Source organism: Rhodoferax sp. U2-2l (assembly GCF_020594515.1).
GTDB lineage: Bacteria > Pseudomonadota > Gammaproteobacteria > Burkholderiales > Burkholderiaceae_C > Rhodoferax.
This window is the reverse complement of the sequence record NZ_JAJCTH010000004.1, coordinates 172,024-189,946: the sequence shown is the minus strand read 5'-3', so window position 1 is coordinate 189,946 and position 17,923 is coordinate 172,024. Positions and strand designations below refer to the sequence as shown.

General features: G+C 61.1%; 19 protein-coding genes. 12 read left to right on the top strand and 7 right to left on the bottom strand.

The genetic code is table 11. The features are described 5' to 3' along the window. The first annotated feature begins 107 nt into the window (after positions 1-107). Together LHU53_RS05440 and LHU53_RS05435 are read left to right on the top strand one after the other, a co-directional pair. Positions 108-389, top strand: a complete 282-nt coding sequence (locus LHU53_RS05440; protein WP_227331102.1) for a type II toxin-antitoxin system RelB/DinJ family antitoxin — start codon at positions 108-110, stop codon at positions 387-389. Next, a complete protein-coding gene (locus LHU53_RS05435; protein WP_227331239.1) occupies positions 361-681 on the top strand; it encodes a type II toxin-antitoxin system YafQ family toxin in 321 nt (106 codons plus the stop codon). The genes LHU53_RS05440 and LHU53_RS05435 overlap by 29 nt, the downstream gene beginning before the upstream one ends. Positions 682-897: 216 nt before the next feature. Here the strand turns inward: LHU53_RS05435 and LHU53_RS05430 are convergent, their stop codons facing one another. Further along, entirely contained in the window at positions 898-2,052 is a 1,155-nt protein-coding gene (locus LHU53_RS05430; protein ID WP_227331100.1) for a hypothetical protein, read from the bottom strand. Positions 2,053-2,557: 505 nt separating this feature from the next. On the opposite strand from LHU53_RS05430, the gene LHU53_RS05425 reads away from it, so the two are divergent. Then, positions 2,558-2,746 carry a DUF2892 domain-containing protein gene (locus tag LHU53_RS05425; protein WP_227331099.1) on the top strand — a complete coding sequence of 63 codons (189 nt, stop codon included), beginning with the start codon at positions 2,558-2,560 and terminating at the stop codon, positions 2,744-2,746. 107 nt (positions 2,747-2,853) lie between these two features. Here the strand turns inward: LHU53_RS05425 and LHU53_RS05420 are convergent, their stop codons facing one another. Genes LHU53_RS05420 through LHU53_RS05410 form a run of 3 tightly spaced genes read right to left on the bottom strand, consistent with a single transcriptional unit; the run spans position 2,854 to position 5,468 of the window. Next, a complete protein-coding gene (locus LHU53_RS05420; RefSeq protein WP_227331096.1) occupies positions 2,854-3,618 on the bottom strand; it encodes a cytochrome c3 family protein in 765 nt (254 codons plus the stop codon). Further along, positions 3,615-4,193, bottom strand: coding sequence for a hypothetical protein (locus tag LHU53_RS05415; RefSeq protein ID WP_227331095.1), 579 nt, complete (start codon positions 4,191-4,193; stop codon positions 3,615-3,617). The genes LHU53_RS05420 and LHU53_RS05415 overlap by 4 nt, the downstream gene beginning before the upstream one ends. Continuing rightward, positions 4,194-5,468: a 2Fe-2S iron-sulfur cluster-binding protein gene (locus tag LHU53_RS05410; RefSeq protein ID WP_227331094.1), complete on the bottom strand. Its 1,275-nt coding sequence runs from the start codon at positions 5,466-5,468 to the stop codon at positions 4,194-4,196. A gap of 194 nt (positions 5,469-5,662) precedes the next feature. On the opposite strand from LHU53_RS05410, the gene LHU53_RS05405 reads away from it, so the two are divergent. After that, positions 5,663-6,613, top strand: a complete 951-nt coding sequence (locus tag LHU53_RS05405; protein ID WP_227331093.1) for a cation diffusion facilitator family transporter — start codon at positions 5,663-5,665, stop codon at positions 6,611-6,613. Between the two features lie 19 nt (positions 6,614-6,632). Here the strand turns inward: LHU53_RS05405 and LHU53_RS05400 are convergent, their stop codons facing one another. Beyond that, entirely contained in the window at positions 6,633-7,535 is a 903-nt protein-coding gene (locus tag LHU53_RS05400) for a recombination-associated protein RdgC (RefSeq protein WP_227331091.1), read from the bottom strand. 294 nt (positions 7,536-7,829) lie between these two features. On the opposite strand from LHU53_RS05400, the gene LHU53_RS05395 reads away from it, so the two are divergent. The 3 genes from LHU53_RS05395 (at position 7,830) to LHU53_RS05385 (ending at position 9,572) form a co-directional block, all read left to right on the top strand. Continuing rightward, positions 7,830-8,399, top strand: a complete 570-nt coding sequence (locus LHU53_RS05395) for a Spy/CpxP family protein refolding chaperone (RefSeq protein ID WP_227331090.1) — start codon at positions 7,830-7,832, stop codon at positions 8,397-8,399. 139 nt (positions 8,400-8,538) lie between these two features. Then, on the top strand, positions 8,539-9,360 hold the full coding sequence (locus LHU53_RS05390; RefSeq protein ID WP_227331089.1) for a DUF2189 domain-containing protein: 822 nt from the start codon (positions 8,539-8,541) through the stop codon (positions 9,358-9,360). Further along, positions 9,360-9,572, top strand: coding sequence for a DUF2788 domain-containing protein (locus tag LHU53_RS05385; RefSeq protein ID WP_227331087.1), 213 nt, complete (start codon positions 9,360-9,362; stop codon positions 9,570-9,572). Before LHU53_RS05390 ends, LHU53_RS05385 begins: the two co-directional genes overlap by 1 nt. A 33-nt stretch (positions 9,573-9,605) precedes the next feature. Here LHU53_RS05385 and LHU53_RS05380 read toward each other — a convergent pair whose 3' ends face one another. Further along, entirely contained in the window at positions 9,606-10,187 is a 582-nt protein-coding gene (locus LHU53_RS05380) for an NnrU family protein (RefSeq protein ID WP_227331085.1), read from the bottom strand. Between the two features lie 33 nt (positions 10,188-10,220). Then, positions 10,221-11,807, bottom strand: coding sequence for a GGDEF domain-containing protein (locus LHU53_RS05375; protein ID WP_227331083.1), 1,587 nt, complete (start codon positions 11,805-11,807; stop codon positions 10,221-10,223). A 249-nt stretch (positions 11,808-12,056) separates the two neighbouring features. Here LHU53_RS05375 and LHU53_RS05370 point away from each other — a divergent pair, with 249 nt between their 5' ends. The 5 genes from LHU53_RS05370 to yjfF all read left to right on the top strand — a co-directional run bounded on the left by LHU53_RS05370 (position 12,057) and on the right by yjfF (position 17,892). After that, a complete protein-coding gene (locus LHU53_RS05370; protein ID WP_227331081.1) occupies positions 12,057-13,040 on the top strand; it encodes an aldo/keto reductase in 984 nt (327 codons plus the stop codon). 222 nt (positions 13,041-13,262) lie between these two features. Next, positions 13,263-14,228 carry an ABC transporter substrate-binding protein gene (locus LHU53_RS05365; protein ID WP_227331079.1) on the top strand — a complete coding sequence of 322 codons (966 nt, stop codon included), beginning with the start codon at positions 13,263-13,265 and terminating at the stop codon, positions 14,226-14,228. 93 nt (positions 14,229-14,321) lie between these two features. Further along, complete coding sequence (locus LHU53_RS05360; protein ID WP_227331078.1) at positions 14,322-15,875, top strand: sugar ABC transporter ATP-binding protein; 1,554 nt, start codon at positions 14,322-14,324, stop codon at positions 15,873-15,875. Continuing rightward, positions 15,872-16,939 carry an ABC transporter permease gene (locus LHU53_RS05355; RefSeq protein WP_227331076.1) on the top strand — a complete coding sequence of 356 codons (1,068 nt, stop codon included), beginning with the start codon at positions 15,872-15,874 and terminating at the stop codon, positions 16,937-16,939. Before LHU53_RS05360 ends, LHU53_RS05355 begins: the two co-directional genes overlap by 4 nt. Continuing rightward, positions 16,936-17,892: a galactofuranose ABC transporter, permease protein YjfF gene (gene yjfF, locus LHU53_RS05350; protein WP_227331074.1), complete on the top strand. Its 957-nt coding sequence runs from the start codon at positions 16,936-16,938 to the stop codon at positions 17,890-17,892. Before LHU53_RS05355 ends, yjfF begins: the two co-directional genes overlap by 4 nt. The last annotated feature ends 31 nt before the right edge of the window (positions 17,893-17,923 follow it).

The window sequence follows — 17,923 nt, the reverse complement described above, 5'->3', positions numbered from 1 at the left end:
GCCTGTCCGACAGCAGTCATCCGAATCAGCAAGGTTATTGCGGCAATTGACCTTGCTTTGATCTCAAATGAGATACATAATGCCGATGCAACTTAGGAGGCATTACCATGACAGCACAAACTTCAATGCTCCACATCAGGGTGGAGGATGACATCAAAGAGCAAGCCACCCAGGCGCTGACTGCCATGGGTCTGTCTGTCTCGGATGCGGTACGCTTATTTTTGCGCCGCGTGGTGATCGACCAGGCATTTCCACTGGAACTCAAGGTGCCAAATGCGCAGACCCGTGCCGCAATGGAAGAGTCGCGCGCCATCATGGCAACACGCCGTGCGCGCTTTGCCTCTGCTGACGAACTGTTTGCTGACCTTGAAAAAAACAGCGGCAAGTAAACGCGCGGTGTTGCCGCGAGCCGCCGATTACGCCAAGGCGTTTCTGAAAGATTGGCAACGCCTGTCCCATTCTGGGCGCTTCGATATGGTGCGACTCAAGGAGGCGATGTTGTTGCTCATCGCCAATGACGCACCGCTTGCCCCTGAGTGGCTGGATCACAGCCTGAAAGGGGAATGGGCAGATCACCGTGAATGCCATATCGGCGGCGACTTCCTGCTGATTTACCAGGTCGACGCCAACTGGATTAACTTTGTTCGTTCTGGCACCCACTCCGAACTTTTCGGCAATTGACGATTTCCAAATCGAATCCGTCGGGCAGCAACAGGCTGATAGCGGACTTCCAAATTTTCAGACAGTGGTTCACCAAATCCTATGGTTTAGCTCTGAACGAACAAAACCCACACAGGGGTTTACAGTCCGATCGAGCGAGGGGTTTGGCGTCGCTGTCGGGAGTAAGTAAGTCCCTCGGGGGTTTCGGCGCGATAGTTCCACCTGACAAAGCACAATCTATTGCCGACTGTATTGGAGAAGCAGAAAGAGCGCTGCAATAGCCGCAGGTATCACAAGTCTTGCTGTCAGCAAGGCTCGCTTCACAAACCCATAGGCATGAAGCCGTTCTGTAGTGTCAGCTGGATACTTCTCGAAGAACCAGTTCAGCGTGGCTTTTTTTATTAGGTCTGCGGCAGGTTTTGCAAACAGAATTGCGAGGAAAACTGCTCCTAAACCCTGGCTCAAGCGCATTTCAATGGCTTGCGTTGATCGACCAAAGAGAAAAGTCACAGCAGCCACGGTCAGGATTGAGGCGACAAAGCCCAGAGCTAGAGACCAAGCGTCTTCCCTCCGATTTGCTCCTCGTGCGAGTCGAGTTAACGTTTCCTTGTACTTCTCTGGGTCAGAAGCTTGAAGTTCCGACAATCGACGATAGTTTGATACATCGACCTCAGGCAGTGGAAGTTGCATTATCGAGATTGTCCAGGCCAAAAAGATTGCGGCAAGGGCGTAACCAACAACGAACAGGTTTACAACGCGTGAGGTTGAAGGACGAGTGGCAACATCGTAGATAACGTTCAGTTGCAGCAGAAAAGATCCCGCAAACAGCGTGAGAATGACGATTAACATGATGCCGATAAGGACGAACGCAAGGCTTGTCGTCGCGAGATGCGGACGGCTGTTCTTGTAGTCGTACGGCTTTGCAAATGCATCAAAATAGTTATCGAGCAAGGCGCTGGAGTAGAAGTCACGAACCTCAGCTATAGGTGCGAGCCTTTTTAAGCACTCAGCGCGAAGGGCGACCAAGTAGCGTTGGTACCCCGATAGTGTTGCCGACACGGGGGAAAGGCTAGCAGCAAGGAATAGAAGAATCTCCTTGTGGTAGCCCAAGTTCTTGAATCCATAGCCAAAGAATTCGAACTCGTTCTTTCCTGAGTCTTGAGCGGCAAACAGTGAAAGCATGAGTATCAGATAAGCGACTGCCAAGACAAGCAGGGTTCGGCCTATGCGATTGATCCTGTTGCTCAGAGCCTCTACGTACTTTTCGCCAAAGTATTTGGAAGCAATTGTTTTGTTGTCCAGAAGCTGTGAGAACCGCTCCGCTCGGGCTGAGATCGCGGTTCGCCATCTTGTGCGCTTTAGCGCAGTTATCTCACTTCGTTCGTCATTCATCGCGGAAGTTAGGCCTCTCTGGGGACACAGCTAGTCGTTTCGTTTGCGCCGACGAACGTCGGATTTCAGCTGACGCCGAAGACGATCCGATGGAACTAATGGCAATTGTCACCCTAACATCGGCGTAGAAAAGGTCCAAATAGCCATTTAATAAAAGGCATCAATAACTTTCGATCAACGTCAAGGGGAATAAAAACTCCAGGAATACCAGCAACCAGACTTTTTACATCTGGTGCAGTTATGTGAGTAAGTGCTCTGACAGTAATTCTGAAAGTGAATTTTCTACCCAGGTGTCACCCTAAATGGGTGATGTGATTGAATGACCGCAACCGCTGCAATCCAGCCATCCAGCATCACCAGCAGCAAACAAAAAATACCACCCCGACGCTCCACGCCGCAAGCGGATCCCCTGGGTGACCTGAGTCACAGACGTTTGGCAGGGCGCACGCGTGTAATTGATACATCGTCCTTGCCCTGGGAAGTGTTTATTTACCAAGGAGTTGTCATGAAATCAAACGTTGGCGGTATCGACCGCATGCTGCGCATTGTTCTGGGTCTGGTGCTGATCGGCCTGACGCTCTCCGGCACGATTGGTGTCTGGGGCTGGATTGGTGTGGTGCCCCTGGCCACCGGCTTCATCAGCTTCTGCCCGCTTTACCCGCTGCTGGGCATCAATACCTGCGCCAAGAAATAGGTTTCTTCCAGATCTGGTTTCAAAAAGGGCCTGCCGGGCTTTGTCTGGCAGGCCTTTTTGACGTGCAAGATCAGGTTGTCATGCCGGGCCATGCCAGCACGTTGACCTCAATCATCGTCATCATGACCGCCGCGGCGCTTGCCACTGTGCTTGCCACCGCGCTCGCCGCCGTCACGGCCACCCTTGATGTCATGCTTGTTGCCGCTGCGATGGCACTCCACGCAGTTGTCGTATTGACGGATGCCCTCCTTGATGTGCTCGCGGCGGATGTTGTCGGGCGTGTGTTCGTGGCAGCTGTAGCAGGTGTAGCGGCTGTAGTCATTGCGTTCATGGCAGGTGGCACAGGTGGCGTTGTGGTCCTTGTCCAGCACAAAATATTGGGCGTGGTCAAAGGTCGCCGGCGTCCATTTCTGCTGTGAGTGGCATTGCTGGCAGTTGTCGGTGACTTGTTTGTGCAGCGCGTCGGTCGGTGTTTGGTGACAGGTCTGGCATTGCGCCAAGGTGGTTTGATTCAGCAGGTTGTGGTCAAACTGGCGCTGCCGGGCAAAACGTTTCACCCCGGCGTGGTCACTGTGGCAGGCCACGCAGTCCTGGCTTGTCAGGTCCTGGTGAAACGCCGCAGTGGTGCTGGGCTTGAGAACCGGCGCGCCGGTGGTGGTCAGGCGGCCAATGTCCACCGGCTTGTGGCAGCTGGCGCATTTCTCGGAATCGGCGCCGGTGAAGGCGGCATGGCAGGCAAAACAGTCGCCTTCCAGGGCGTGGTGGCCGGGGATCAGTTTGCCGGGCCCCACCATCAGGTTGGGGTAAATGAAGGTCAGCGCTCCCAGCACGGCGAGGTTGACCGCCAGCAGGAGTTTGACGAGGCGGCTCATGCCCAGCCCCAGAACATGAACACGCTGAGGATGTGCCCCAGCGCGATCACCAAAAACACCACGTAGATCGGGATGTGCACCTTGCGCCACTGGTTCATGACGTACAGCGCCACCGCGTCCCAGAACACGGCTTGTTCCACCTCGGGGTCGGACAGGCCGCGCTGCTGAAGCTGCTCGCGCTGGGTTTGCACGTGGGCTTTGGCGCGTTTGAGCAGCAAGCGCCCGACCAGACCGCTGACCACATTGACACTCATGGCCACCGTGGCCAGCCAGGGCAGGATGGCGTTGAAGTGCACCCCGGCGTGGATCAGGATCATTAGCGAGCCCAGCCAGGCGCTGAACTCATGCAGCCGCAGCAGCGTGACCGGGTTGCCGCTGGTGACGATCTTGCGTTTGCGCAGCGAGTAGTAAAACGAGACGATGATCAGCAGCGTGCCCAGAATGCCCAGGTAACGGCCCACCCACACCAGGTTCATGCGGTGCAGCAGGTAGTCGCCGGACCAGGACGCCAGCGCCAACACGCTCAGCAACAGGGTGAACGGCAAGACGTGGTCACGCCAGAGGGATCGGTTCATTTACAGCTCCAGGGTGAGGTGGCTTTTGGGGGTGCTGACGCACAGCAGGCAGCTGCCGGGTTCGGGGTCAAAGTCCGGCGCCTCCCGGTAACGCACCTCCCCCGTGCGAATCTTGGTCTGGCAGCCGCCGCAACTCCCGGAGCGGCAACCCGAGTTCACCGCAATGCCATGGGCCTCGGCAAAGTCCAGCAAATTGCCGCTGCCCGGCTGCCAGGCGACCTGTTGGCCAGACTTGGCAAAACTGACGGTGGCGGTTGCCGTGTCGCCCTCTGGCGCTGGCGCGGGGGTGGCCAGGGCGGCACTTTTGCGTTTCACGCTGGCGGGCCCAAACGCTTCAAAGTGAATCCGTGCATCGGGCACGCCCCAGTCTTCCAGCGCGGGCACTAGGCTGGCCAGCATCGGGGTCGGGCCGCACAGGTAGAAGTGGTAGGGTTTGAGCGGCAGCAGGCGGCGCAGCAAGTCGATGTCGATGCGGCCATGGCGCTGGTAGGGGTTGGTCAGGGTTGTGTTTGGGTCGGTGTCACTGAAACAGACGTGCAGGTGGAAGTTGGGGTGCATAGCGGCCAGCGCTTCCAGATGCGAGAGCGCCATCAGCTCCTGCTCAAAGCGGGCACCATAAAACAGCCAGACTTCGCGCCCGGGCTGCTCGGCAAAACACCAGTTCACCATGCTCAGCATCGGCGTGACGCCAATGCCGCCGCCCAGCAGCACCACCGGTGCGTCGCTGCGGTCGATATGGAAGTGCCCGGCCGGTGCGCGCACCTGCAACAGGCTGCCCACTGCCACGTGGTCGTGGAAAAAGTTGGACGAGCGCCCGGGTGGATGCGTGCTGTGGGGCGGCGTCGGCGCACGCTTGATCGACACGCGGTAACTGTTGGCGCGCGGCCCGTCAGAGAGCGAATAACAGCGTGTGATGGCTTGCGTGCTCCCATCGGGCAAGGGAATGTCCAGCTGAAAGGTCAGGTATTGGCCGGGCAGGAAGGCGGGCAGCGGTTGCCCGTCTTGCGGTGCCAGATGAAACGAACAGATGTCGCCAGTGGCGTTCTCCACCACTTTGTGGGTGACCTGGAAGTACCGCCAGCCCGACCAGGCAGCGGGCACCGCCTTGGGCTCGGGGGGATCCGCATGGGGCTTGACGGGCAAGCCGCCCTCACTGACCGTGGTGCGCAGGGTCTCGTAGGTCTGCCAGTGCCGCCAGAAGCCCATGGCCAGGTAGATGGCCAGTTGCAACACGATGGCGGCGGTGATCCAGAGCAGCAGTTGGAGCGAGGTCATGGCGCCGCGCCTGGGGCCACGTCGGCCCTTGCCTGAGGGGTGTCAAACACTGGGGTTACCTAGGTCCTGTCAAAGTGACAAAAGTTTAGGCGCGCCGTCTTAAGTAAGTCTTAACACGACAACACAGCGCGATTTAAGAGGGCCTTAAGCTGGGCTTGCGACCATCCGGCTTCTTCAACAAAAACAACGACGCGATGCCATTCCTACCCACCCACTACCTCACACCCAAGCGATTGCTCTGGGCCTCGATTGCCGTGGCCGTGATCACCATCACGCTGAAAACGCTGGCCTGGGTGGTGACCGACTCGGTGGGTTTGCTCTCAGACGCGATGGAGTCGTTTGTCAACCTGGCCAGCGCGGTGTTTGCGCTGATGATGGTGACCATCGCGCAGCGCCCGGCCGACGACGACCACCCCTACGGGCACCACAAGGCGGAGTACTTTTCGTCCGGTTTTGAGGGCCTTCTGATTGTGGGGGTGGCCATGGGCATCCTCTGGGCGGCAGCTTCGCGGTTGCTGGCGCCGCAGCCGCTGCAGGAACTGGGCTGGGGCCTGGCCTTGTCGGTGCTGAGCTCGGCCTTGAACGGTTTGCTGGCCTGGGTGATGTTCAGCGCGGCCAAAGAACACCGCTCGATTGCGCTGGAGGCCGATGCCCGGCATCTGGTCACCGATGTCTGGACCTCCGCAGGGGTGGTGGCGGGTCTGGCGGGCGTGGCCTTGACCGGCTGGCTCTGGCTGGACGCGCTGGCGGCCATCGGCGTGGCGCTGAACATTTTGTGGGAGGGCGGCCACCTGGTGTGGCGCTCGGCCCAAGGGCTGATGGACGAGGCGGTCGAGCCCGAGGTGCTGCAGGACATTCAGACCACGCTGGCCACCTTTGACCAGCAAGCCATCCGGTTCGATCACCTCATCACCCGCCGCTCGGGCCAGCGCCGCTTTGTGGATTTGCACATGCACATGCCCTCGCACTGGACGCTGGGGCGTGCCGCCACCGTGCGCACCGAGGTGGAGCAGGCACTGATGCGGGCGGTGCCCGGCCTGCGCGCCACCATCCAGCTGTTGCCCACCGATGTGGAGGCGCATGGTGATGACGCACCCGGTGTGCCCGCCACGCGTCCCCAGAGCGGGCCGCCCACTGGCGGGTGAACGATGCCCCGGTCGGCGCTCAGGCCACCGGCATCTCGCCGCCCAGCGCTTCCAGCAGATCGGGCAGCAGCTTTTGCAGCTCGCCGGTGGAGATGGCCACATCGGCGTCAAAGTCGTCGTCCTTGTGCTTGCTGGCGCTGGTGGACTCAAACACGCCGTCCAGAAACGCCAGCTTCTTTAACTGCAGGCCTTCGGTGAGCATGAACGACACCCGCTCATTCCAGGTCATGGCCAGGCGGGTCGGCATCTTGCCTTCCTTGATGTGCTGCTGCACTTCTTCGGTGTCCAGCCGGTGGCGGGCGTAGCGCACCACGGCTTTGGACTCGTCAGCGGCTTTGAGCTCACATTCGCGGTCGACACTGAAGCCGGCCGGGGCTTCCTGGCTCAGCAGCCATTCGGCCATGGCGGCCACGGGCGAGGTCTGGGTGTTGATCAGGGTGGCGGCAAAACCGGGCAGCGCCTGCACCAGCAGCGTCACCACCTCGTCGGCGCGCGCCTGGCTGGCGGCGTCCACCACCAGCAACCTGGCGTCGCGGTCGATCCACACCAGCGCGCTGGACTGCTTGGTGAACGCCATCGGCAGCAGTTCCAGGCGCATGTCGTCCTTGATGTCCCGGATTTCTTTCTTGCCGGGTTTGCGCCCGGTGCTGGCTTCGATCTGGGCCACGCGCTCCTGCGCCTTGCGGTTGACCACCGAGGCCGGCAGCGCGCGGGTTTCGACCATCAGTTTGGCCATCCATTGGCCGGCCACCACTTCCAGCAGCGGGCCGTTGGCCTGGCCACGCGGTTCGATCCAGCCAATGGATTTTTCCTGGCTGGCGCCACACTCGACATAGCGCCCGGCCTGCAGGCGCTCTTCCACTTGGTCGGCGGTGGTGGCCCAGCTGGCATCAAGGCGGTAAAAAATGAGGTTCTTGAACACGGGAGTTCCCTTTGGGTTGTCGTTGTCATTCCATTTCCAGATCAATCCGACACGTTGTTGCTTCGCCTTGCCGTACGTCTGTACTGTCTGCGGCTTCGCGCCTAGTCTCGTATCGATCTTGAAACGGAATCAGATGAGAAAGGCGTGGATCATCCCATCAAACGCGCGGCAAAACCTTCATCCAACTTTACAAAGCTTTGGCGCGGCCTCATCGCGGCGATACATGGGGTGCAGATACTTCTTTTCACGCCGATGCCACTTTCTGGTCAGCGGCTCTACCCAAAGGATGTCATCATGAAATCAAGTCTCAAACTCTCCCTCATCGCCGGTCTGATGGTGGCCGCAGGGCTTGCCTACGCTGGCCAGCGTGGCGGCCAGTGGAACAACGCATGCGACCCGATGATGGGCTCGGGCGGCATGATGCAGGGCCACGGCATGCGCCATGACCGCATGGGCAAGATGGACCCGGCGCGTATGCAGGCCAGGATGGAACAGCGCGACACGCTGCTCAAAGCCCAGCTCAAGCTGACCCCGGCGCAGGAAGGGGCCTGGAAAGCCTTTGTGGATGCCAGAAAACCCATGGCAACGCCCACCACGATGCAGCGCCCGGACCCGGTCGAGATGGCCAAGCTGACCACCCCCGAGCGGCTGGACAAGATGAAAGCCCTGCGCGCTGAACGCATGAAAACCATGACCGAGGCCATGGAGAAGCATGAGGCAGCCACCAAAACCTTCTATGCCGCCCTGACGCCGGACCAGCAAAAGGTGTTTGACGTGGCCGCCATGCCCGGCCAGGGCCACCGCATGGGTGGGCGCCAAGGCCAGGGGCCTGCTGCTGCACCAGCACCGGCTGCCAAACCCTGAGCCTCTCTGAGCCCGCATCTGAGCCCGCATCGGGCTGACTGACCCGAGCTGACACCTCACCGGAGCCGACATCTGCAGCAAGCGGGTGTCGGTTTCGGCATTTGTGGCAACATCGCGACCTTCGTTGCCCTCATCCCCCATGCCCCCATCCCGCTTGATGTCCAAGCCGCCCACACCCCGAACCGTCAGCCTCACCCAGCCCCTGACCTGGCTGGCGCGCGGCGGGCGCGACCTGTGGCGCTGCGGCTGGATCAGTTACCTGCATGGTCTGCTCATGACCGCGTTTGGCGCGATCATGCTGCTGCTGGCGGGTGAGCATGTCTGGCTGCTGGCGGGCGCTTTTTCTGGGTTTTTGCTGGTGGCACCGATTCTGGTGACCAGCGTGTACGCCATGAGCCGGGCGCTGGAGCGGCGCGAGCCGGTGGGCTGGCCGCTGGTGTTGAAGACCTGGCTGAACTGGCAGCACGGCGATTTCATCAAATGGGGTGATGAGCACTGGAACTTGCTGCGCTTTGGCGTGTTGCTGGCCACGGCGGGCACCACCTGGGTGGTGCTCTCGGCGGTGCTGATTCAACTCATGGCCACTGCACCCATCAGCACACCCACCGATTTTCTGGAGCAGGTGGTGCTGGCCCCGCGCGGGTTTTTGTTGGAGACCTGGCTGTTCATCGGCGGCATCCTGGCGGCGCCCATTGTTGCCTTCACGGTCATCACCATCCCGTTGCTGCTGGACCGGCGGATCACCGTGGCCCAGGCGATGACCGCGAGCTGGCAGGTGGTGGCGGCCAACCCGGTGGCGCTGGCCTTCTGGGGCGCCATCATCCTGAGCTTGACCCTGCTGGGTTTTGGGCTGGCCTTGCTGGGCCTGGTGGTGGTGGTGCCGTGGCTGGGCCATGCCAGCTGGCACGCTTACCGCGACCTGGTGGATGTGTCGGGCCTGCCGGGTTGGGAGTCGCACTGATGTGGGGTTTGACCGAGGCGCAGATCAGCGAATTTGGCATGACGTTCGGCATCGGCGCCGGCATTCTCTACATGCTGTTCATCATCGGCCAGCTGGCCTGGGAGTCCAAAGCCGGCAAGTTCGGCACTTTTGTGCTGTTTCTGGGCCTGGCGTTTGGCTTTGTCGGCTTCATGGCCAAGTACGTCATCCAGTATTTCATGGGTATCAAGTAGGGCGGCCACGCCGCCCGTGGATCACCGTGGTGATCAGCCAAACGGCTTGATGCCGATCAGCCAGCCGTGTAACCAGAAGGCAAACACGCCCCAGGCCAGCACGCCCAGCACCACGGTGATACCGGTGGCCGCCAGCGTGGTGGCGGGTGAGTGGCTGGACAGGTTGCGCCGGTCGCGCTTGCGCGCGGCAATGAAGTCCGCCACCGCCCAGGCCAGGAAACTGCCAAACAAAATGATGTGCGCCAGGCTGCCGTTGGCCATCAGATGCGCCACCGCCCACAGTTTGACGCCGGCCACCATCGGGTGATGCACTTTGGCCTTGATGGCGTTGCCCGGCACATAGGCGGCCACCAGCAGGATGAAGGCCAGCAGGTTGAACAGCGATGAGGCATGGCGCATGCCCAGCGGGGGAATCCAGATCCAGGTGGGTGTTTCACGTACCTGACCGTAGCCCCACACCAGCAACCCCAGGCCCAGCAGCGACAACACCGCATAGATGCCGCGCCAGGTGTCGGCCCCGAGCCGGCGGCGCTGGCGGTTGCGCCAGTCCTCGGCAAAGATGCGCACCGAATGCACGCCCAGAAAAAGCACCAAACCCGTCAACATGATCAACATGCCCATATGTCCCACCTCCTAGATGTGTGTGTATCAGGCGCCGAGCACCCGGTTTTTGCCAGACCGTTTGGCCAGGTACATGGCCTGATCAGCGCGTTTGATGGCCTGCGGCCCGGTTTCGCCAGCCGCCAATTGGGCCACACCAGCACTGAAAGTGATCAACACCTTCTCGGTGCCAGCCAGAAAAAAGCGCTTGGTCAGCTCGCGCTGCAGCCGGGTCATGGCCTCGATGCCTTTGTCCAGCGGCGTGTCGGGCAGCAGGATGACAAATTCTTCGCCGCCGTAACGCGCCAGCGTGTCTTGCGGGCGCATCACCTCCCGCGTAACCGTGGCCAGGTGGGTCAGCGCCGCATCGCCGGTGGCGTGGCCCAGGGTGTCGTTGAGTTTCTTGAAGTTGTCGATGTCCAGCAGCGCCATGCACAGGGGCGTGTCCTGTCGCTTCACCTTGGACACCTCGCGGGCCATGGCTTCGTCCAGACCCTGCCGGTTGAGGGCGCCGGTCAGTGGGTCATGACGCGCCTGGGTGCTGACGCGGTCGAGTTCCATGTGCAATTTGGCGATTTCGGCCTCGGTGGCCTCCGAGCGTTGTTTCATGCCGTGCAACTCGTCGCGCGCCATCTGACTGTCGCGCGCCATGGTGCGGGTGGCACCCACAATGTCTTTGAGCACCGGCGCGATGTCGGCCAGGGTTTTGGCCTGCTCGATGAGTTTGGCGCTGGCCTCCAGCTGCTCATGAAACCCGCTGGTGGACTGGCTCATGGCGGCCAGGCGCTCGATGAAGGTGGCCAGCATCTGGCGCATGTCTTCCTGCGCCTGTACCGCACGGGATTTGGCCTCGGTCTGCTTGAAGATCACGTCCTTGAGCTTTTGCTCCACATCGTCGAGGCGGCGCAAGGTGAGCGGCGGCACACAGGCGGCCATCAGCGCCTCGGTCTGGCCCTTGAGCCAGCTGTCATCAATGCTCAGGTGGCTGATGTTTTCCACCAGCAGGTGAAGCAGTTTCAGCAGCACGGTTTTGATTTCGGCCTGGTCCTCGGCGGCAAACGACAGCCGGTGGCTGTACTGGGCGATCATCTGTTTGACGGTGACGGCATCGTTGCCGGGATCACGTAGCGCGTTCAGCAGGGTCTGGGTCTGCGCCAGAAAGTGCTCGTCGTCGTTGCCCAGCGCGGGCAAAGCGAACTCGATCATGCGGGCGATCTGGCCGAAAAAATCGGCCGTCAAGGCCGGTGCCGTGACCACCGGGGGTGCCGGGGCGATCTCAATCGGCGGGGCGGGCAGCGTTTTGGGCGGGTCGACCAGCGACAGGCCGGGTTTGCCGTTGTCTGGCGCGGCCGGGCTGAAGCCGCCGTAGGCCATCAGCGCGTTTTTGACGCCATCCCAGTTGAGCTGGTGGATCGCCGACTCCAGCAAACCGCGCTGTTTTTGCTGGCCCGGTGTTTTGGTGGGCAGCGCCTTGGCAATGTCCAGCAGACGGTCCGCCGGAAACGGGGGCTCGATGGGCAGCTGGGCAATTTCGTTGTAGATTTTCTGGTAGTTCAGTGGCGTGGGCGCCAGCTTGCGAACCGTGAGTTGCTTGAGGGTCTCGCGTGCAAACTCGAAGGGGGTTTTCTCGGCCATGAGGTAATTTGCTACAAATTCAGTTGCTACCAGCCGTTATCGAATCAGGGTCATCGGTTGAAAGTAACGGTAGTTTATGCCAACCGTCATGTCCTCAGAGGGAGCTTGCATCATAGCTGCCCGAGGCCCAACAGGCGTCGGCTGACCGGCAGGGCGGGTTACCATCCCGGCCAGCCATGAACGCTTGTAGCGCGGCGCTTGCCCAAGCGGGCGGTCATGCCCAGTTGGCCCTTTTTCAAGAGAACCCCTATGCACTACCGTCCCCTTGGCCGCACCGGCTGGAACATCTCAACCGTCAGTTTTGGCGCCTGGGCCATTGGTGGCACCTGGGGCGAGGTGGATGACGCCGAATCGATGGGCGCGCTGCACCGGGCGCTGGATCTGGGTGTGAACTTCTTCGACAGCGCTGACGTGTATGGTGATGGCCGCAGCGAGCGCCTGCTGGCCCGGCTCAAACGTGAGCGCAGCGAGCCGTTTTACATCGCCACCAAAGCCGGGCGGCGCCTGGACCCGCACGAGGCCAGCGGCTACAACCGGGCCAACCTGACGGCGTTTGTCGAGCGCAGCCTGGTCAACCTGAACACCGAGGCCATCGACCTGCTGCAATTACATTGCCCGCCCACCGAGGTGTTTTACATGCCCGAGGTGTTTGGCGTGCTCGACGACCTAGTGGCCGCGGGCAAGCTGCGCCACTACGGCGTGAGTGTCGAGAAGGTGGAAGAAGCGCTCAAAGCCATCGAATTTCCCGGCGTGCAAAGTGTGCAGATCATCTACAACCTGTTTCGCCAGCGCCCGGCAGAGCTGCTGTTTGAGCAGACGCAAAAGCGCGGCGTCGGCATCCTGGCGCGGCTGCCGCTCTCATCCGGCCTGCTCAGCGGCAAGATGAATGCGCAGAGCACCTTTGCGTTGGACGATCACCGCCTGTTCAACCGCGACGGCGCGGCTTTTGACAAGGGTGAGACCTTCTCCGGCCTCGATTTCAATGTGGGCCTGCAGGCCGTGGAAGCCATGCGGCCCCTGGTGCCTGCAGGCCAGAGCATGGCGCAAATGGCGCTGCGCTGGATCCAGATGAACCCGGCGGTGACCTGCTCGATTCCCGGTGGCAAACGTGCTGATCAGGTGGCCGACAACGTGGCCGCAGCGGACTTGCCACCGCTCACGGACACCACCATGCAAGCTTTGGCCGACATCTACGCACGTTACGCCAAGCCGCTGGTCCACCAGCGCTGGTAAATATCGGTATTTGCCGATCTGTTTGTATATTCATTCGCATATCGATAGCAGGCAAATCTTCATCAATGGGAATGGGTTTCTGCGGGTATCTCGGCTTGCTAGTTGACAGAGGTCGGACGTAGGATGGGATGCCCCCCAACCAAGGGGCAACTTGAGCAACCGGGGGCGGGCGGTTTCCCACGTTTTTGCTTCCCGTTCAACCCATTTGTTGAGGAGATTTTGATGAAATACAACCGGCGTACCCTGATGGCCACCCTGGTGGCGGCCTCCTTTGCCATGGGCCTGCCGCTCAGTGCCTTTGCGCAGAAAAAGATCGTCCTGGGCTTCAGCCAGGTGGGTGCCGAGAGTGAATGGCGCACTGCCAACACCAACTCCATCAAAGAGGCTGCCGCCAAGGAAGGCATTGACCTGAAGTTCTCCGACGCCCAGCAAAAGCAGGAAAACCAGATCAAGGCCCTGCGCTCCTTCATCGCGCAAAAAGTGGACGTGATCGCCTTTGCACCGGTGGTTGAATCGGGCTGGGACACGGTGCTCAAAGAAATCAAGGCGGCCAAGATTCCCGTCATCCTGACCGACCGCTCGGTCGACTCCAAAGACACCTCCCTGTACGTGACCTTCATGGGCTCGGACTTCACCGAAGAAGGCCGCAAGGCGGGCCGCTGGCTGCTCGACAAGGTGAAGAACACCACGGGTGATGTCAACGTCGTGGAACTGCAGGGCACCGTGGGTTCCGGCCCGGCGATCGACCGCAAGAAAGGTTTTGAAGAAATCATCAAGGCCGAGCCGCGCATCAAGATCATCCGCTCCCAAACCGGTGACTTCACCCGCGCCAAGGGCAAGGAAGTCATGGAAGCCTTCCTGAAAGCCGAGGGCAAGAAGATCAACGTGCTCTATGCGCACAACGACGACATGGCGATTGGCGCCATCCAGGCGATCGAAGAAGCTGGCTTGCGGCCGTCCAAAGACATCACCATCATCTCGGTGGATGCGGTCAAGGGCGCGTTTGAGGCCATGATGGCCGGCAAGCTGGACGTGACGGTGGAATGCAGCCCGCTGCTCGGGCCGCAGCTGATGTCAGCCGTCAAGGACGTGGTGGGGGGTAAAACCCTGCCGCGGCGCATCGTGACGGTGGAGGGCATCTTCCCGATGGAAGTGGCAGCCAAGGAATTCCCGAACCGGAAATACTGATCGGTCGTTGTGATGGCAGCGGTGCGCAGCAGGTGCTGCGCATCCGCTTGTAGACAAGTCGTCCAACCGGCTTGTCTGGTTTGAGGTAACGGGATGACCATAACAAATATCACCAAGCCCCCATCGGGCCGAGGTAGCACTGCACCGGTGCTGGAGCTGCGTGGGATCGACAAACAGTTTGGCGCCGTTCAGGCCTTGCATCAGGTCAACCTGAACCTCTACGCGGGTGAGATCCATGCGCTGATGGGGCAAAACGGCGCGGGCAAATCGACCTTGATCAAGGTGCTCACGGGCGTCTACCCGGCTGATGCCGGCGAGATCAGGTTGAAAGGCCAGCCCATTCGCCCCACCTCCACGCTGCACGCGCAGCATCTGGGCATCAGCACGGTGTACCAGGAGGTCAACCTCTGCACCAACTTGTCGGTGGCAGAGAATATTTTTGCCGGCCGATACCCGCGCCGTGGCGCTTTAGGCGGCTGGTCCATCGACTGGGCGCGCATGCACCAGGAAGCCCGTGACCTGTTGAAGCGTCTGAATCTGGACATCGACGTGACGCAGCCGCTCTCGAACTACTCGGTAGCGGTGCAGCAGATGGTGGCGATTGCGCGGGGGCTGAACATCTCGGCCCAGGTGCTGATCCTGGATGAACCCACCTCCAGCCTGGACGATGACGAGGTGGCGCGTCTGTTTGGCGTGTTGCGCCAGCTGCGCGACCAGGGCATGGCCATTGTGTTCATCACCCACTTTCTGGACCAGATGTACGCGCTGTGTGACCACATCACCGTGCTGCGCAATGGGGAACTGGTGGGTGAATACCCGGCCGCCGAACTGGGCCACAGTGCGCTGATTGCGGCGATGGTCGGGCATGAGCTGGGAGCCAGTTTGAGTGCTACACCCGCCGCCCAACAGACGACCGAGTCGGCGGCTGAGTGGTTGACGGCCCGCGGGCTGGCACGCGCTGGCTGCATCAAACCGCTGGACCTGAGCTTGCGCCGCGGTGAAGTGGTGGGCATCGGCGGCTTGCTGGGATCGGGTCGCACCGAGCTGGCGCGGCTGCTGTTCGGGCTGGACCGCAGCGACGCCGGTGACATCTCTCTGGGCGGGCAGCCGGTGCGCATGGATTCCCCGGCCACCGCCATCAAGCTGGGCCTGGGGCTGTGCCCGGAAGACCGCAAGGCCGAAGGCATCATTGCCGAACTCTCGGTGCGTGAAAACATCGCGCTGGCGCTGCAGGCACGCCAAGGCCTGTGGCCGTTCATCAGCCGCGCGCGCCAGACCGAGATGGCGCAGCACTATGTCAAGGCGCTGGGCATCAAGACCACCGACATCGACACCCCGATTGGCCAGCTCTCGGGTGGCAACCAGCAAAAGGCGATGCTGGCACGCTGGCTGGCCACGCAGCCCAAGTTATTGATATTGGACGAACCCACCCGCGGCATCGACGTGGCCGCCAAACAGGAAATCATGAACGAGATACTGAGCTTGGCCAAGCAGGGCATGGCGGTGCTGTTCATCTCCTCCGAGATGAGCGAAGTGGTGCGGGTGGCAGACCGCATTGTGGTCATGCGTGACCATGCCAAGGTGGGCGAGCTGCCCGCAGGCAGCAGCGACCACGCGGTCTACGCCCTGATTGCGGAGCACGCATGAGCACCTCCACTTTGCCCTTGCACAAGCGCCTGCTGGCGCACCCGCTGATGTGGCCGCTGGTCACCCTGGCGCTGATTCTGGTGGTCAACGCCAGCCTGAACCCGGGCTTCTGGGTGCTGCAGTGGCGCGACGGCCACCTCTACGGCAGCATCATCGACATCCTGAACCGTGCCGCTCCGCTGATGCTGGTGTCACTCGGCATGACGCTGGTGATCGCCACACGCGGCATCGACATTTCAGTGGGCGCGGTGGTGGCCATCAGCGCCTCGGTGGCCGCGCTGATGATTGGTGGCACGCTGGTCATCAACGACGGCGTGCCGACCCATGTGAGCCGCTTCCCGATGCCCATCGCCATCGGGTGCGCGCTGCTGGTGGCGCTGTTCTGCGGGTTATGGAACGGGCTGCTGGTGGCCAAGATCGGCCTGCAGCCGATCATTGCGACGCTGATCCTGATGGTCGCCGGGCGCGGTATCGCGCAACTGGTCACCGGCGGGCAAATCGTCACGGTGTATTACGCGCCCTATTTCTATATTGGCAACGGCTTCTTGTGGGGCCTGCCGTTTGCCTTGTTCATTGCCGGTGGGGCATTTCTGGCGGTGCATTTGCTGGTGACCCGCACGGCGCTGGGCCTGTTCATCCAGTCCATCGGCATCAATCCGGCGGCAGCGCGGCTGGCCGGGGTGCGTGAGCGACTCATCACGGTTTGTGTGTACGCCTTCTGCGGCCTGACGGCCGGCATCGCCGGGCTGATCATCAGCTCCAACGTCAAAAGTGCCGACGGCAACAACGCCGGTAACCTGATGGAACTCGACGCCATCCTGGCGGTCACGTTGGGCGGAACTTTGCTTTCCGGCGGGCGCTTCAGTCTGGCTGGCAGCATGGTTGGCGCACTCATCATCCAGACGCTGACCTCCACCATTTATTCGATTGGTGTGCCACCGGAGATCAACCTGGTGGTCAAGGCGGTGGTGGTGTTTGTGGTGATGCTGTTGCAGTCGGCAAATTTCCGGCGGACGGTGCATGGCTGGGTGGTGCGACCTGCCGCGACCGGGGGAGGCGTATGAAGCTCAACGCCAAATACCTGCCCCTGGTGGCCACGGTGTCATTGTTTGTGGCGATGGCCACCTTTGGCTCGGTGTCGTACAACGGGTTTTTCTCGGCCCAGGTGTTTTTGAACCTGTTGATCGACAACGCGTTTTTGGTGATTGTGGCGGTGGGCATGACCTTTGTCATCCTGACCGGTGGCATTGACCTGTCAGTCGGCTCTGTGGTGGCCCTGAGCACCATGGTGCTGGCCGAGTTGGTGGAGCATCAGCACTGGAACCTGGGGCTGGCCATTCCGCTGGTGCTGCTGATGGGCACCGGTTTGGGGGCCTTCATGGGCTGGCTGATCCAGCGCTTTCGGCTGCAGCCCTTCATCGTCACGCTGGCGGGCATGTTTCTGGCACGCGGCCTGTGTTACGTGATCAGCATCGATTCGATCAGCATCACCGACGAGACCTACACCGCGCTGGCGCAGATCCGGGTGCCGTTGTGGCCGGATGCGGCGCTGTCGCTGAGTGCCATCCTGGCCGTGCTGGTGCTGCTGGCGGCGATTTTTGTGGCGCACGGCACCGAGTTTGGCCGCACTGTTTACGCCATCGGCGGCAGTGAGCCGTCGGCCATGCTGATGGGCTTGCCGGTGGCGCGCACCATGGTGCTGGTTTACAGCCTGAGCGGTTTCTGCTCGGCACTGGGCGGGGTGGTGTTCACCTTTTACATGTTGTCGGGTTACGGCCTGCATGCAGTGGGCCTGGAACTCGATGCCATCGCGGCGGTGGTGATTGGCGGCACGCTGCTCAGCGGCGGGGTCGGTTACGTGGCGGGCACGCTGTTTGGCGTGCTGGCGCTGGGGCTGATCCAGACCCTGATCATGTTTGACGGCTCGCTGAGTTCCTGGTGGACGCGCATTGTCATCGGCGCGCTGTTGCTGGTGTTTTGTGTGTTGCAGCGGGTGTTTGAGGTTCGGCGCAAGTAGCCTTTTCTTGCGCCGTTCTCACAAGACTCAG

Coding starts and splice junctions, on each gene's coding strand:
- LHU53_RS05440 (WP_227331102.1), top strand. CDS start 108: ATGACAGCACAAACTTCAATGCTCCACATCAGGGTGGAGGATGACATC.
- LHU53_RS05365 (WP_227331079.1), top strand. CDS start 13,263: ATGAAATACAACCGGCGTACCCTGATGGCCACCCTGGTGGCGGCCTCC.
- LHU53_RS05430 (WP_227331100.1), bottom strand. CDS start 2,052: ATGAATGACGAACGAAGTGAGATAACTGCGCTAAAGCGCACAAGATGG.
- LHU53_RS05410 (WP_227331094.1), bottom strand. CDS start 5,468: ATGACCTCGCTCCAACTGCTGCTCTGGATCACCGCCGCCATCGTGTTG.
- LHU53_RS05415 (WP_227331095.1), bottom strand. CDS start 4,193: ATGAACCGATCCCTCTGGCGTGACCACGTCTTGCCGTTCACCCTGTTG.
- LHU53_RS05405 (WP_227331093.1), top strand. CDS start 5,663: ATGCCATTCCTACCCACCCACTACCTCACACCCAAGCGATTGCTCTGG.
- yjfF (WP_227331074.1), top strand. CDS start 16,936: ATGAAGCTCAACGCCAAATACCTGCCCCTGGTGGCCACGGTGTCATTG.
- LHU53_RS05355 (WP_227331076.1), top strand. CDS start 15,872: ATGAGCACCTCCACTTTGCCCTTGCACAAGCGCCTGCTGGCGCACCCG.
- LHU53_RS05395 (WP_227331090.1), top strand. CDS start 7,830: ATGAAATCAAGTCTCAAACTCTCCCTCATCGCCGGTCTGATGGTGGCC.
- LHU53_RS05375 (WP_227331083.1), bottom strand. CDS start 11,807: ATGGCCGAGAAAACCCCCTTCGAGTTTGCACGCGAGACCCTCAAGCAA.
- LHU53_RS05385 (WP_227331087.1), top strand. CDS start 9,360: ATGTGGGGTTTGACCGAGGCGCAGATCAGCGAATTTGGCATGACGTTC.
- LHU53_RS05420 (WP_227331096.1), bottom strand. CDS start 3,618: ATGAGCCGCCTCGTCAAACTCCTGCTGGCGGTCAACCTCGCCGTGCTG.
- LHU53_RS05380 (WP_227331085.1), bottom strand. CDS start 10,187: ATGTTGATCATGTTGACGGGTTTGGTGCTTTTTCTGGGCGTGCATTCG.
- LHU53_RS05390 (WP_227331089.1), top strand. CDS start 8,539: ATGCCCCCATCCCGCTTGATGTCCAAGCCGCCCACACCCCGAACCGTC.
- LHU53_RS05425 (WP_227331099.1), top strand. CDS start 2,558: ATGAAATCAAACGTTGGCGGTATCGACCGCATGCTGCGCATTGTTCTG.
- LHU53_RS05370 (WP_227331081.1), top strand. CDS start 12,057: ATGCACTACCGTCCCCTTGGCCGCACCGGCTGGAACATCTCAACCGTC.
- LHU53_RS05360 (WP_227331078.1), top strand. CDS start 14,322: ATGACCATAACAAATATCACCAAGCCCCCATCGGGCCGAGGTAGCACT.